Genomic DNA, 14,715 nt, shown 5'->3' on the forward strand with positions numbered 1-14,715 from the left:
AACAATGGAAATGGAAAAGTTCATCAACACGGGTATTGCTGAGGGCTGGGTTCGCAAAACCGGCAATAGCGAGCGCAAGTTTATTAACGGTCAGAACCAGGATTGTCCAATTTACGAGGTGCGCGTCGATAAGTTGCATTTCAATGTGCAGAATGGACGAATTGCTACCTTCATTTCGCGCTATCAGGCAGAGCATCCCGAGGGCCTGCCTCAAGATCAAGCGGAGCTCGATAACCTCATTGCGGGTATGGTCGAGGCGGATAACCCCAAGCATCTTAAGACGACTATGTTGGATATTAAAAACAAGGGCCAACAACAATCTGCGATCATTTTGACCAACGGCGTTGTCATTGACGGTAACCGTCGTTTTACCTGCTTGCGTAAGTTGTCTGCTGCCGAGAACACCCTTCGCATGCTGCGCTGCTGCGTGTTCCCCGATACCTATGACGAAAATGCCATTAAGGGTCTTGAGCTCGAGATTCAGCTGGGCGAGGACACCAAACAGGAATATGATGCCATCTCTCGTCTGGTCGATATCGATAGGTGGGTCAATGAAGGGCGTATGACGGCAGAAGAATATGCCAAGCATGCCAATATGAAGCAGAGCGAAATGAAGAACAGTCTCGCTCAAATCGATATGTTGAAAGATTTTCTTGAGTTCTGTGAGGCTCCCGGCGCATTTCATATTGCCCAGGACCTTAAGTTGCAAGGCCCTATCGAGTCGCTTACGACCAGGCTTGGTAAGGTCAAGAACAAGGACGATCGAGAAGAGATTAAAAATGCCGTGTTTGCAAATTTGTTGTGTCAGACGCTCGGTGACCGCACGCGTGAGGTGCGCGAGTTTATCGATAATTTGATTGATGACGACAAGCTGCGCGAAGAGCAGCTGGATTATACCGTTGAGGTTTTGGAAAGGCTTGAGGAAAAGCCCGAAGACGTGGTTGTCACTACGGAATATCTTCGCGATACGTTTGGCTCTGACACGCGTTTGAAAGAGGGGATGAAGGCGTCTAGAACCGTTGCCCGCACGAAGGCCGGCAATCGTAACATCAAAAACGGACAAGTGCGCGCCGTCCGCAACGCACTCTCAAATGTTGGCGAAGTTGACGTGGAAATACTGCACAAGTTAGAGCCTGAGCAGCTTGTTGATATGCAGGATGGGCTGCAGTCCCTTCTTGAGAAAGCCCAGGAAGTTCTCGATGTCGTCCAAAAAACTCTAGAAGGCTAAGCAATGCGTCTATATCAGCGAGGCGGACAAATCTATCTTGATCCCGAGCCTCTCGATGCCGACTCTCTGCGTCGCAATGCTCGCTTTAAGATGACCTGCAGGGCATACGTCAGGTGTGTCGTCAAGGGCCACATTTTGCTCGAAGAGATCGGCAACTATACGGAGTTCGAAAAGATTGTTGGCAAGCTATCGAAGGTTGCCAGCCGTCTTGGTGTCGCGCTATCGGTGGATGAAGACCTTCAGGACGGCTTTACGCAGATTCGCGAACTTGCCGAGCAACGTTCGCGTTTGGGAAACGAGATCAAGCGCGGCGACCACAAACACGATGCCCATCTCGCAGAGTTCTCGGAGGTCGTCGATGCCGCCATGGCGCGTCCACTTAAGGATCGCCAGATGCGCGATGCGTTTTTCTTGGCAACGATGGGACGTGCAGGCAACTTCTCGGTGCCGGGGTCGGGTAAAACGGCGACCGTTCTTGGTGCGTTTGCCTTTTTGGCGCAGCGCGGCATGGTCGATCGCATTATGGTCGTGTGCCCAAAAAACGCATTTGATTCCTGGGCGACGGAGTGGAGGCTCTGCTTTGGCGATAAGTGGCCACTCAACTTGTTTACAACGCAAGACGATGCTTACCGAAAGCTTGGTAAGTCTGACCGTCGGAGCTATATTCGCGCTCGTGTGGGCGGTTGCAATTTGCTGCTTGTGAATTACGAGGCGGCTATTGGCGTTGCCGAGGAACTCAGCAAGGTCGCTGGAGAGCGTACGCTTTTGGTGTTCGACGAAATCCATCGCGTTAAGCGCGTTGGCGGAAAGCAAGCTAACGCGGCTCTCGTGGTTTCCAAGAGTGCTCCCTATACGTTTGCCCTGACGGGCACGCCAATTCCTAACGGATATATCGATATTTACAATATGTTGCACATTCTGTATCCGCGGGAGTATGACAACTTTTTTGGCTTTGAGAAAAGCGAGCTCAAAAACGCTGAGGACTCGGACATTGAGCGCGTGAACAACAAGTTGCAGCCATTTTATTGCCGTACGACCAAGGATGACCTAGGCGTCCCGAGGGCTGAGCCCGACGAGCTTATCAAGGTTTCGTCTGGCGAGCGTACGAATCTACTGCTCGGCGTTATTAAAAACCGTTACCGTCGCAACAAGCTGACCTTGATGCTGCGTGTGCTGCAGATGGAAAACGATCCGATCGACCTGCTCGAAACGCTTAATCCCGAAGACTATCGTTGGATTATCGAAGAAGACGAGGAGACCGGCGAGGTCGATGCCGTCGACTACTCCGATAAGATTGTGGGCATGATTCGCTCTGCCGGGGCATCGAGCAAACGCGCTCGTTGCTGCTCTCTGATTGGCGACTTGGTGGCACAGGGGCGCTCGGTTATCGTCTGGTGCATTTTCATCAAGAGCATGTCCGATCTTCAGCGCGGTCTGGCTGATATGGGGATTGAGGCACGTACGATTAACGGTCAGGATGACCTTGTCTGTCGTTCGGCAGACCTGGATGACTTTAGGGCTGGCAAGTTTCCCGTACTCATTACCAATCCTCATACGCTTGCCGAGTCCGTCTCGCTGCATTCGATTTGTCACGATGCCGTGTACTACGAGTACAGCTTTAATCTGGTCCATTTGCTGCAGTCCCGCGATCGAATCCACCGTTTGGGCCTGCCGCAAGATCAGCGGACAAGGTATTACTACCTTTCGGAAGATTATGACCTTGGAAGGCCCGATCCGTGGTCGCTTGACGAGGAAATATATACTCGCCTGCGCGAAAAAGAGAACACCATGCTCAGGTGTATTGATTCCGAAATACTCGAGACGCAGCCTACCTCTCAAGAGGATTTGGATGCTATTTTCGCCGGTTTGTTTGATGACTAGTTTTGAGAGTTTGCCATGAAGCTTGCAGATATTACATCCGAGCTGCTGCATTTGTTTGCAGGTCAGGACGCCGATTGCGGAGGTGCCATTGTTGTGTGGCATGATCCGTCCGGTGAATTTGAGGATGTGCTTGCAGATTTGGAGCTGCCGGGTGTCAGCGTTCTCGTTGATCGCGAGGGTGGTCGGTTTGCTATCAAGCGTAAGCTCAATGGTGACTTGGGCGGTCGTAAGGTGCTTATATATCGTCGCTCCGCGGGGGAGCCGTCTGGCGATTGGCTGGCGGATGTTGAAGCGCGTTGCGTCCCGTTTGCCGCCGACTATGTTTCTGTGCAGCTACGCGAGATCGGCGCGGTTGATTCGTATGAGATGCGCGCGGCTCTTGAGTCCCATAAAGCCTTTTTTGCCAAGCGCCGCAACGTTATAAAGCTCAATAAGTTGCTACATTCATCGAGGGAAGTCGCTGTTGCGACCGTCGATGAGCTTGAGCTTGGCATTTTGGCTGCCTGCTTGGGTGCCAGCGAACTCGATCCCGCGGCAATCGTATCAGGCTATTTGGCACTCCTGCACGAGGGCAATGCTGATCAGGTGGTTGTCCTACTTGCTGAATATGAGATGAATGGCTATTTCTGCGAGCTCATTCGTCATTGGTGTGGTTTTGACGGGAACGCGCTCGAGCTATCTCGTGTTCCCGAGTTGTTGGTCCACGTGTTGCTCACCGCCTGCTCGCGGTCAATGACGGGTGGATGTCTGGACGCGCTGTCGGGACGTTTCTCTTCCCAGGCTGTTCATGCCGCGTTCTGCCGCGCATGCGTTGATTATTGGGTTCGTGGCGGTAATCGTCTATTGCTGTTGAGTATGACAACGGCGGTTGAGCGCGAGCTTGAGCTTGGAAAGATACTTGCTGACGTTGGTCTTGACTGTATTGCAGGAGCCGACGTCTTTCCCTGCATCGATGCCACCATTCTGCGCATGCTGTTTGAGCGGGTGCGTCTGTCTGTGGATGCTGCTGATGAGGTTTTGTCGGTCGTCGCCTCTCGTCGCGGATCGCTCTGGTATGAGGAACTTGCCTGCTATTATCGTGGCGTTTCGGCTGCAGCTCATATGCAGTGTTTTTATCGCGACCATGTAGAAGGTTTTGCGGGCATGGGGGCTTTGGCCCTTTGGGGTTCTTATGCCAGCGATTTCTATCGCATGGACGCTTGGTACCGTGAGCTGGTGACAGAGTTCGCCGGTGCCTTTAGAGCGGGGGAGTACGAGCTCGATGAAGACTTCCGAGCCTGCTTTGAGTCGATGGAAGCTTTGTATAAAGGCTGGTTTCTTAAGGAGCTCTCTCGCCGTTGGGCAAGCGCGTCGGGCGATGCATTGGGCTTGCAGGGATATGTGAAAGGTATTCCGCGTCAGGTTGATTTTGATCTGAGCTACGTTGAGCCCGCGAATCGCCGCGGAAAGCGTATTTGGGTCATCGTTTCTGATGCTTTGCGCTATGAGGTTGCTGCAGAACTTGCCGAGCGTCTTGAGCGCGAGACAAAGGGTCGGTGCGAGCTTGGCGCCGTGCAAGGCGTGTTTCCTTCGATAACCAGATGCGGTATGGCTGCCTTGTTGCCTCATGGAACGATGCGTTACGAGGCATGCGGAGAGGGGGGATCGGGCTTTGGCGTGCTTGTTGATGGGGGGCGCGTCGATACTATCGAATCTCGCCAAAAGGTGATTGGCGAGCATTATGAGGGTGCTGTTGCGGTTCGCTATGACCGTTTTGTCGGCGAGATGGACCGTGCCGAACGCAAGAAGGTCGTAGGAGACGCGAGCGTTGTCTATATCTATCACGATCTCATTGATGCCATTGGTGACAAGGCCGCAACCGAGCGCAGGGCGTTTCATGCCTGCGATGAAACAATTGACGAGTTATCGGTGCTGGTCAAGCTCATCGTGCGTGAGTTTATGTCGTCTCGAATCGTCATTACGGCAGATCATGGGTTTCTGTACACCGCAGAGCCGCTTACCGAATATGATCATACGAGTGTCGCGGACGTGGCGGGCGACGTCATTGAGGCTGGACGCCGCTGGGCTGTTGCCTCGAGCGATTCTGAGTCCGATACGCTGCTTAAGGTTGCTCTACCCGCTTCTGCTGGTAGCCTCGTGGGCTTTTCGCCGCGTGAATGCGTGCGTTTGCGACGTCCCGGCGGAGGCGAGAACTTTGTCCATGGCGGTATCTCATTGCAGGAGATGTGTGTGCCGGTTTTGACCTTTAGCAATAAGCGCGCCGGAACGCGTGGCTTTGTCGCATCGAGTCCTGTTGGCTTGTCCCTCGTTACGCAACTTGAATCCATCTCGAATACGTCTTTCTTCCTGGAGTTTCTGCAAGATGAGGTAGTGGTCGGCAAGATCCTTCCTGCGAACTATGAAGTGTTTGTTGCCGATCGCAGCGGAAACCCCGTAACCGACATTGCAAGAATCGTAGCCGATTTGACCGAAGTCGATGCGAGGGCGCGCCGCTTTAAGGTAATGCTGACGGTGCGTCCAACCGTTGAACTTGATGAACGCGCGGAGTATGCACTTTGCCTGAAAAACGCGGATAGCGGCGAAGATCGTGTTCTTCAGACGCTGCACTTCCATGTTTATCTGGGTCGTGAATGGTAAGTGGGGGGCTGAATAGGGAGGTTTCACCATGGAAATCGAAGTTGATGTAGACCAACTGCGCGAGAGTCTGCTCGACCGCGCGGGGAGTGCAGCCGGCGTGGGCTTTCCGGCCGCCATGCTCGAAGTAGTAGATATCGAGGACGATTCACCTCAAGAGCTCCTAGCCCGAGCCGAACGAGAAGGCCTCGACCTCCGCGATTTTGCCGTCGACGATGACTAGGGTAGCTAATTTGGGACGGGCATCTGTACCCGCAGCTGCGCGAAAATGCACGATGGGCAGCCGCAATGGAGTCTAATGAGCTCGTGACCGTTCTATTTTGGCTGCACGCTGACTAAGTGAGTAGGCTTTATTGAAAATCCTGAGCACCCGACAATTTTGCTTCAACAAACCCGCAGGTCACAGACTTGTGCTTTGGTGACGTGGTCGGCGATTCTACAAAAGTCTACTCACTTAGTTTTGAGAGGCACTAATTGTCCGCAACGAGACCCCAGCCGGGGCGATTGATGCTCAAATGTAGCCAATTCGGGACGGCTATCCCTGGCCGCTACGACGCCAGCGTGGCGATGACGGCTTCGTCGCCGGCGTATATGAGTGTGTTGCCGTCGGGGATGATCGTTTGGCCGTCGCGCTTGAGCATCACGACGATAAAGGGGTGCTTGCCTTGCGGCACGTCGCGCAGGCGCTGGCCGGCCAGGCGACCGTGGGGCGTTACGGTGACCTCGCGCAGCGTAACCTCGGCACGCTCTTCAAACGTCGGTGCGGCCATAACCAGAAGGTCGCCTTCCTCGATCACGGTATCCCCGTTGGGCAGCACCGGGTGCGCGCCATCGCGCAGCACCAAGACCACCAGCATGTCCGTGACGCTGCCGATGTCCGCGAGTGAGCGCCCAGCAAACGGATGCCCCGCGCCTACCCTGAGCTTGACGAACGACATGCCGTCCTCGTCGCGGTAGTCGTTAAACGTGCGGCGCACGTCGCCATCTGCATCGATCATATCGAGTTTTTTCGCCACCGCCGGTAGCAGCGAGCCCTGCACCACAATGCTCGACACGGCAATCACAAAGACCAGGTCAAACAGATCGTGACCGCCGGGAACACCGGCCACTACGGCAAAGAGACTAAAGACGACCGAAGCCGCGCCACGCAGGCCCGCCCAGCTTACGAGCGCGACCTGGCGAGGGTTCGTCTTAAAGGGCGCCAACAGCAAACCGACGGCGATGGGGCGGCTCACGAAGAGCATAAACGCCATGAGTGCCAGGCCCGGCAGCAGCATTTGCGGCAGGCGGGCGGGCGTCACGAGCAAGCCGAGCAAAAAGAAGATGGTCATCTCGGCCATCTCGGTGAGGGTATCGAAGAAGTGCGCCAACTCGACCTTGCCGGTGATGTCGCTCGCGCCTAGCACGATGCCGGCAAGATACACGGCCAAAAAACCGTTGCCGCCCAGGTAACTCGGCAGGGCGTAGGCGACGATCGCCACGGCGAATAAGAAGATAGTCTGCGCGCCCTCGGCCGTTGCATGCGCGCGCTCGATTAGGTGCCCCGATGCCCAGCCGATAGCGAGTCCCAGGCCAACGCCCAGGATAATCTGCTTTGCCAGCAGCACGGGGATGTTGATGTCGCCGCCAGCCGCGAGGGTGGCGAGTACCGCGGTGAGCATGTAGGCGACGGGGTCGTTGGAGCCCGATTCGACCTCGAGCAGCGAGTCGGTGCCGCCCCTCAGTGAAAGGTTGTGCTCTCGCAGTACGCTAAAGACGCTCGCCGCATCGGTCGACGCCACGACCGATCCCAGCAGTAGGCCACCGATCCAGTCGAAGCCTAGTACAAAGTGCGCAAAGGCGCCGGTGATGCCAGCGGTGATGACGACGCCGAGCGTACTCAGCAGCACCGCGGGCACGGCGACAGGTTTGGCGCGGTCGATGTTGGTGTTAAAGCCGCCGTAGAACATGATGAACAGCAGCGCCGTGCTGCAGACGGTTTCGGTGAGCGCATAGTCGCTAAAGTCGATGTGCGCCGGACCGTTGACGCCCAGCAGCATGCCCAGCGCGATAAAGATGAGCAGGGTGGGGAAGGGGAGCTTTTTGCCGACGGGTTTAATGGTCAGGCACAGAATAATGACGAGGCCGATAAAGAGAAGTATCTGGTTCATGGATAGTGTCCGCTCCTGGGTGGTTGGCGTGGCACGGTCAGTTGTCTGCGGTTATTTGTACCCAAAGGTGGTGGGTTCATGGGGGCGGATTGCGGACGTGCGCATTTTCGACACGAGGCTGCGACGCGAGCGTCGCTGGTTGGGGCGCTGGGCTAGACGGCGTGGCGTGAGCGGTCCGGGTTGGCAGGCGTGCGCCGGCGACCGTTGACGGTATGCAACCCTTTCCAGCTTTATTGCAACGGAGTACAATGGATAACGTTTAAGTTCAACTTGAAGTTTTAGTTGCGACGCCGGGCTTCGGCCGCAATGCAAAGAGAGGCGTTCCATGGCGATCTATGTGACATCCGACGCTCACGGGCACGTGCGTGCGCTTGACGAGGCCCTGTCCAAGATTTCGCTGGCGTCCGACGATACGCTGTACGTGTTGGGTGACATGATCGATCGCGGGCCCGATCCGGTTGGCGTTATTAAGCTCGTGCGCTCGCTCCCCAACGCTCGCGTGCTCAAGGGCAATCACGAGCAGATTATGCTCGACGCCATCATTGGCCAGGATCCGCTCGATGCCGAGACCTGGGATATCAACGGCGGTTGGACTACCCGTCAGCAGCTCAACGATATGGAATTTGAGGCGTACGAGGAGCTCGTGCGTTGGATGGCGACGCTGCCGCTCTACGCGGTGGCCGAGACTGACGAGCGTCCGTACCTGCTGGTGCATGCTGGCATCCAGACCGAGGCGGCGCGGGCGTTTTTGCTTGAACATGGGGTTGATTGTGCCGATGGTGCGGGGGCGGTGGATGCCGATCGCGAGCTCCTGCAGCAGATGCTTGCGGTGCAGTCGTCCGATGACCTGCTTTGGATTCGCCATGGCTATTGGGATGCGCCGACGGGGCTGCTTTCTTCCGAGGGCAAGGGCCCGGTCGTGGTGAGCGGCCACACGCCCACGGTGTCGCTTGGGCGTTATTGCGAGGTCGGCGGCCTGGCGGGACTCGATGAGGAGTCGGGCCGCGGACAGATTGTGCGCCTGGGCGGCGAGGATACCGCCGGCGTGCCCGACCGCATTGACATCGACTGCGCCGCCGCCACTGGGTCAGAGTTTGGCCGTGTAGGCATTCTGCGTCTAGATGACGGGGCCGAGTTCTATGCGAATATCAACCCGGGCGAATAATCGGTGCAAAGGGTAGTTAATTTGGGACGGGCTTTTTGACTACTTTTGCCCTTCTGCCCACCAAATGATTTTTCTGGGACGAGGATTTAATAATCATTTGGCTGCCCGCTGGCTAAGTGAGTAGACTTTTTTGGAAATGCCGAGCACCCAACATATTTGCCTCAATAAAACCGCAGGTCACAGACTTGTGGTTTGTCGGTGTGGTCGGGGATTCGGTAAAAGTCTACTCACTTAGTTTTGCGTGATGCATATTGTCCGCAACGAGACCCCAGCCGGGGAGATTCCATCGCAAATTCCGGTACCGGGGGGCAGCTAATTAGGCGCCGTACGGGTTGCGGTCGCGTTCGATGCGTTGGCGGATGTGGGCGTACTCGATAATCAGTAGCACCAGGAGTAGGGCCATGATGGCTAGGTAGCTCACCACGGCGCCCATCAGACCCAGCAGCTTAATCAGGATCACCGGCAGCACCACGCTTACGGCGAAGCAGATTAGGTAGATCCTGGTGACGTCGCCGGCGTGGCGCAACACCGTGATGATGGCGTAGATAAAGTCGATTGCCGCGGTGACGCCGCCGGCGACAACCATTAGCAGCGCCGGCGTGCGGTAGCGCTCAAAGTTAACGCCGTACATAAAGCTCATGATGGGGATGCCGGGGCCTGCCATAAATGCGGCGCACGCTCCGGTGATGACCACGATCAGTGCCATAACGGCAACAATAATTAGGTCAAAGCGGCGACGCTTGCGCGGATTCGCCCAAATGCTCGACAGACGCAGGAGCTGCGGTTTATAGATAAATCCGATGCTCAGCAAAATAGCCTGCGCCGGGAAGAACAGGGCATTAAAGTACAGCTGATACTTATAGGCCAGCGTGCCCTCCATCACGAACTTGGGCATGCTCTCGATAAGGTTGAACAGGAACAGCGCACCAAAGAGCGGGGCGCACTGGACAAACAGGTGGCCGACCTCGCGCAGGCTCACGCGGCGCGATTTTTCGGTTTCGAGCAGGGCGAGCGGGGCGGTAACCAGCACGAGCGAGGCGATGGCGGCGACGCCCATGGCCATGGCCGCGATGGGCATGCTGCGCGTGAGGAACAGTGCCACGCTAAAGACCGCGATGACGCCGGCGGAGCGCAGCGTTTGGCTCATGCCGGCCAGGTAGAGCTTGTCGGCCTGCTGCAGGCGGCCCTCGTACACGTCGGCGATGGCGTCGATTACCTTATAGAGATAGACGCCCAGGCCGATCGTGGCCATCTGCGCATCGTAGCCGCGGGCGCTGCTGTACATGAGGCCGCATGCCAGCGCGAGCGCTCCGCAGAGCCAGCGGTTGAGCTGGTAGGAGGCGAAGGAGGTTTTCTCGTCGATGTCCGAGACCTGAAAGTTGCGCACGCCGTAGTTGCACGCGATCATGATGAGCGTGCCGGTGACAAATGCGATGGAGAACTTGCCGGCTTCCTCGGCGCCCACGAGCTGCGTCGACACAATGGTGAGCAGCGGAAACGCCATGCCCCACACGGCGGTGCCCAGGGTATTCCAAAGGTAGTCGCGACGGGTGGCGTGATCTTCGTACTCGGCTTCTTGCGTGGAGAAGCCGCCGCCGTAGACGGCTCCGAGCAGGCGGTTCCACCAGGCATTGACCATGCGGTGGATGGGGCCGGGCTGGCGATCGCGCTCGCGGCGACGGCGTGTGGCCTGGCTGCTGTCGGGACCGCCGGCGTTACGCTGGCTCAGCTCTTGGATTCGTGCGAGCTCCTCGGCGGTGTGTGATGCGGGGAACAGGCCGTTCTCGATGCGTCCGCCCTGGGCCTTTGCGGTGACGCTGCTCGCTACGGCGGGGTCGGCGACCCCATTGCGGCGGGCGATGGCGCGGCGGATGTTATCGAGGGGCGTGATGCTCAAGGCGGTTCCTTTCTCTTACTGCGCTCTAGTATAGTCGCGGCGGTGTCCATTCGTGTTTTTGAACAGGTTGTTCAATAATTTCGGCGGGCGGCTGTAATTTGTCGGTAAACGTGCGGTATCCTGTTGAAGTTTTGTGACCCCCCGATGCCGCTTGCGCGGTACCAAGGAGTTTTTACCCATGGATGTCGCTGCGTTTTTGCTGGCTCTTGTGCCGATCATCTGGCTCGTCGTGATGCTGCTGTGCTTTAAATGGCCGGCTTGGAAGGCCGCCATTGGCTCGTTCGCCCTTTCGTGCGTGCTCGCCTTTGCGTGGTGGCAATTGCCGGCGGCGCAGATAGCCACGGCCTCGCTCGAGGGCTTTTTGATGGCCCTGTGGCCCATCGTGCTCGTAATTATCGCCGCGGTGTTCACGTATAACCTGTGCGTGCGCACGGGTGCCATGGACGTGATCGGCGGTATGATCACCTCCATCAGCAGCGATCGTCGTCTGCTGGCGCTGCTCGTGGCCTGGTGCTTCGGCGGTTTTATGGAGGGCATGGCCGGCTTTGGTACCGCCGTTGCCATTCCCGCCGGCATGCTCGCGGGCCTTGGTTTTGAGGCCGTGCCTGCCGTGCTCATTTGCCTGCTGGCCAACGGCGTGCCCACGCCCTACGGCTCCATTGGCATCCCCACGGTGTCCGTTGCCGACCTGGTGGGTCTGGATTCCCTGCATCTGGCGACCGTTCAGCTGGCGCAGCTTGCGCCCTTCTTTGTGGCGATGCCGCTGCTTATCGTGCTGGTTGCGGGTCGTGTTGTCGATGACCAGGGCAATGTTGCAAGCGTTGCCGAGCGTCTGCACGGCGTTGCCGGCGTGGCACTGCTTTCCGGTGTGTCCTTTGTAGGTGCGGCCCTGGTCGTTGCCATGTTTGTGGGTCCCGAACTGGCCGTAGTCGTGGGTTCCATCGTGTCGCTCGCGCTGACCGCCGCGCTTGCCATGCGCGCCGAGAAGTCCGGTCACCTGGACGCGCGCTTCCATATGAATATCGAGGCCGGCGAACAGCTCACCGTTAAGTCGGCGCTTTCGGCCTGGTCGTGCTTCATCCTGATCTTTGTGTTGCTGCTGGGCACGTCTAACCTGGTACCCGCCGTGCATGCTGCGCTCGCACCGTTTGCGAGCCATGTGCAGGTGTATTGCGGTAAGAATCCCGGTATGCTTACGTTTTCGTGGATCAACACGCCAGGCGTCTGGATTTTCCTGGCGGCGTTTGTCGGCGGTGCCATTCAGGGCGCTTCGCCGCGCATGATGGGCGAGGTGCTGTCCGCGACGGTGAAGCAGATGATGCCGACGGTGATCACGATGCTTTCGGTACTGGGCTGCGCCAAGGTGATGGGCTATGCCGGCATGATTTCGTCGATCAGTGCGTTTTGCATTGCGGTCGCCGGCGGTCTGTACCCGATTCTGGCTCCGTGGATCGGAGCGGTCGGTGCGTTCGTGACCGGCTCGGGCACGTCCTCGGGCATGCTGTTTGGTCCCATTCAGAGCCAGGCCGCTTCGGCGCTGGGTGTGAGTGACTACTGGATGGTCGCGCTGAACGCCCTGGGTGTCGCCGCCGGTAAGATGATTTCGCCGCAGACCCTCGCCATTGGCCTTGCCGCCGTTCACGTGCGCGGTAAGGACGCCGAGTTCCTGGGCGCTGTGCTGCCCTACGCCGCCGGCATGCTGGTCCTCATGAGCGCCATCGCCATGCTCGGCCAAACCCTGCCGCTGTAGCCGCGACTAGGCCGCTTGCGTGCGATTTTTGACCGTTGAGCGGGCGCTTCACCGTTGCCGCAAAAACGTTTTTGCATATCGGGTACAACGGGCTTTACGTGAGTAAAGTGCGCGCCGCGTCTGTGTGTCGCGTTTTTAAAGGAGGCCCCATGCCTGGTGTTACCCCTGCAGAAGTTCTGTCCAACTTTGGTATTACGCTGGTCGAAGATCCCGCCGAGAACCAGCCCCGCCTGCTGGTCGACCTGCCGGCAGCCGAGCTCGTCGAGCATGCGATTCGCCGCGAAGAGGGGCGTATGGCCTCCAACGGCGCTCTCGTGATCGAGACGGGGGAGCGTACCGGACGTTCGCCCAACGACCGCTTTATCGTCGATACGCCCGACGTGCACGACAAGATTGCCTGGGGTGCCGTTAACCGCCCACTTTCTGCCGAGAGCTACGAGGCTATCAAGGCCGGCATCGTCGACTATCTCAACGAGCGCGACGTGTTCGTCACCCGCGGCATGGCCGGTGCCGATCGTAACCACACACGCCGCCTGCTCGTCGCCTGCGAGCGTGCAAGCCAGGCGCTCTTTATTAAGCAGATGCTCGCCCGCCCGCTTGCCCGCGAAATCGCACGCACCGGCGAGCCGGACTTCTGCGTCCTTGCCGCACCCGGCTATCAGTGCGACCCTGCCATCAGGGGCCTCAACTCCAGCGCCGCGGTGGTTATCAATTTCCAGGAGCGCGTGATTCTGGTCGCTGGCACTGGCTACTCCGGCGAGATCAAAAAGTCCATCTTCAGTGTCATGAATTACTTGCTGCCCGTCGAGGACGACGTTCTGCCTATGCATTGCTCGGCCAGTATGGACCCCGTCACGCATGAGACCGCCGTGTTCTTTGGCCTGTCCGGCACCGGCAAGACCACGCTTTCGGCCAACCCCACGCGTCTGCTGATTGGCGACGACGAGCACGGCTGGTCCGACATGGGCATCTTTAACGTCGAGGGCGGCTGCTACGCCAAGTGCGAAGGCCTGGACGCGTTCCATGAGCCCGAGATCTTCAACGCCGTTCGTTTTGGCGCCATCTGTGAAAACGTGGTACTCGATGAGAATCGCAAGCCTAACTACGACGACGTCTCGATCACGCACAACACACGCGTGGCATATCCCGTCGAGCACATTCCCAACGCGTGGACAAAGGGCATGGGCACCACTCCGAGCGTCGTGCTGTTTTTGACCTGTGACGCCTTTGGCGTGTTGCCGCCCATCTCACGCCTGACGGCCGATGCCGCCATGTACCACTTTGTGACGGGCTTCACCGCCAAGATCCCCGGCACCGAGGTCGGCGTCACCGAGCCCACGCCCACGTTCTCCTCGCTGTTTGGCGAGCCGTTTATGCCGCTCGACCCCATGGTCTACGCTAAGATGCTCGGCGAGCGCATCGCCGACGGCCGCACCCGCGTCTACCTGGTCAACACCGGCTGGATTGGCGGCGGCTACGGCGTGGGCCATCGCATCGAGCTGGCCTACACGCGCTCACTGGTCGCTCTCGCCCTCGACGGTACCATCGAGGACAGCGAGTTTGTGCACGACGATATCTTTAATGTCGACATTCCCACTACGTGCCACGGTGTGCCCGACGGCATCCTGGTGCCGCGCCAGTACTGGCAGAGCACCGCGCGCTACGACGAGGCAGCGCACAACCTGGCGGTGATGTTCGAGGAGAACTTCGAGAAGAAGTACTCGCACCTGCCCGAGTCCGTCAAGGCCGCCGGCCCGCACGCCCAGGTGCCCGCCGAGGCCCGTCATCGCGGCCGCGGCCTGCTGGGACTCCGCCACTAGCGTCGCCTTGGACCCAAAACCACCACAAAGGGGACAGGCACCGTTGTGGTGGTTTTGCTTGGGCGGATGACTCAGGTTACAATACGCCTGACATATCGCCCCCTTCTCCGGATGGGGGCAGCGCAAGCGCTCTTGTGGCGGCACCGTAGGACTTTGAAGGTGGCCGCTGTGAGGGCGCTTTTTGTTTAGG

General features: G+C 58.1%; 9 protein-coding genes. 7 read left to right on the plus strand and 2 right to left on the minus strand.

Annotation, left to right across the window (positions count from 1 at the left end; genetic code table 11):
* The first annotated feature begins 4 nt into the window (after nt 1-4).
* The 4 genes from ACKUTP_RS05635 to ACKUTP_RS05650 are packed head-to-tail and all read left to right on the plus strand — an operon-like array spanning nt 5 to nt 5,966.
* Complete coding sequence (locus ACKUTP_RS05635) at nt 5-1,228, plus strand: hypothetical protein (RefSeq protein ID WP_409063758.1); 1,224 nt, start codon at nt 5-7, stop codon at nt 1,226-1,228.
* Nucleotides 1,229-1,231: 3 nt separating this feature from the next.
* Nucleotides 1,232-3,109 (plus strand): SNF2-related protein, encoded by a 1,878-nt coding sequence (locus tag ACKUTP_RS05640; RefSeq protein ID WP_409063759.1) that lies wholly within the window; start codon nt 1,232-1,234, stop codon nt 3,107-3,109.
* A gap of 15 nt (nt 3,110-3,124) precedes the next feature.
* Entirely contained in the window at nt 3,125-5,746 is a 2,622-nt protein-coding gene (gene pglZ / locus ACKUTP_RS05645) for a BREX-1 system phosphatase PglZ type A (RefSeq protein ID WP_409063760.1), read from the plus strand.
* A 28-nt stretch (nt 5,747-5,774) separates the two neighbouring features.
* Nucleotides 5,775-5,966 carry a hypothetical protein gene (locus tag ACKUTP_RS05650; protein WP_409063761.1) on the plus strand — a complete coding sequence of 64 codons (192 nt, stop codon included), beginning with the start codon at nt 5,775-5,777 and terminating at the stop codon, nt 5,964-5,966.
* A gap of 325 nt (nt 5,967-6,291) precedes the next feature.
* Here ACKUTP_RS05650 and ACKUTP_RS05655 read toward each other — a convergent pair whose 3' ends face one another.
* Nucleotides 6,292-7,893 carry a potassium/proton antiporter gene (locus ACKUTP_RS05655; RefSeq protein ID WP_409063762.1) on the minus strand — a complete coding sequence of 534 codons (1,602 nt, stop codon included), beginning with the start codon at nt 7,891-7,893 and terminating at the stop codon, nt 6,292-6,294.
* 325 nt (nt 7,894-8,218) lie between these two features.
* On the opposite strand from ACKUTP_RS05655, the gene ACKUTP_RS05660 reads away from it, so the two are divergent.
* Complete coding sequence (locus ACKUTP_RS05660; RefSeq protein ID WP_409063763.1) at nt 8,219-9,058, plus strand: metallophosphoesterase family protein; 840 nt, start codon at nt 8,219-8,221, stop codon at nt 9,056-9,058.
* A 316-nt stretch (nt 9,059-9,374) separates the two neighbouring features.
* Here ACKUTP_RS05660 and ACKUTP_RS05665 read toward each other — a convergent pair whose 3' ends face one another.
* Complete coding sequence (locus tag ACKUTP_RS05665; protein ID WP_409063764.1) at nt 9,375-10,955, minus strand: lipopolysaccharide biosynthesis protein; 1,581 nt, start codon at nt 10,953-10,955, stop codon at nt 9,375-9,377.
* A gap of 178 nt (nt 10,956-11,133) precedes the next feature.
* On the opposite strand from ACKUTP_RS05665, the gene ACKUTP_RS05670 reads away from it, so the two are divergent.
* Nucleotides 11,134-12,705: an L-lactate permease gene (locus tag ACKUTP_RS05670; protein ID WP_409063765.1), complete on the plus strand. Its 1,572-nt coding sequence runs from the start codon at nt 11,134-11,136 to the stop codon at nt 12,703-12,705.
* Between the two features lie 149 nt (nt 12,706-12,854).
* Nucleotides 12,855-14,525, plus strand: a complete 1,671-nt coding sequence (gene pckA, locus ACKUTP_RS05675) for a phosphoenolpyruvate carboxykinase (ATP) (protein WP_409063766.1) — start codon at nt 12,855-12,857, stop codon at nt 14,523-14,525.
* Nucleotides 14,526-14,715: the final 190 nt, after the last annotated feature.

This window comes from Collinsella sp. wc0529 (assembly GCF_046116875.1).
Lineage (GTDB): Bacteria > Actinomycetota > Coriobacteriia > Coriobacteriales > Coriobacteriaceae > Collinsella.

Bases quoted from the DNA above. Each gene is read 5' to 3' on its own strand.
- pckA (WP_409063766.1), top strand. From the start codon at position 12,855: ATGCCTGGTGTTACCCCTGCAGAAGTTCTGTCCAACTTTGGTATTACG.
- ACKUTP_RS05660 (WP_409063763.1), top strand. From the start codon at position 8,219: ATGGCGATCTATGTGACATCCGACGCTCACGGGCACGTGCGTGCGCTT.
- ACKUTP_RS05650 (WP_409063761.1), top strand. From the start codon at position 5,775: ATGGAAATCGAAGTTGATGTAGACCAACTGCGCGAGAGTCTGCTCGAC.
- ACKUTP_RS05635 (WP_409063758.1), top strand. From the start codon at position 5: ATGGAAATGGAAAAGTTCATCAACACGGGTATTGCTGAGGGCTGGGTT.
- pglZ (WP_409063760.1), top strand. From the start codon at position 3,125: ATGAAGCTTGCAGATATTACATCCGAGCTGCTGCATTTGTTTGCAGGT.
- ACKUTP_RS05655 (WP_409063762.1), bottom strand. From the start codon at position 7,893: ATGAACCAGATACTTCTCTTTATCGGCCTCGTCATTATTCTGTGCCTG.
- ACKUTP_RS05640 (WP_409063759.1), top strand. From the start codon at position 1,232: ATGCGTCTATATCAGCGAGGCGGACAAATCTATCTTGATCCCGAGCCT.
- ACKUTP_RS05670 (WP_409063765.1), top strand. From the start codon at position 11,134: ATGGATGTCGCTGCGTTTTTGCTGGCTCTTGTGCCGATCATCTGGCTC.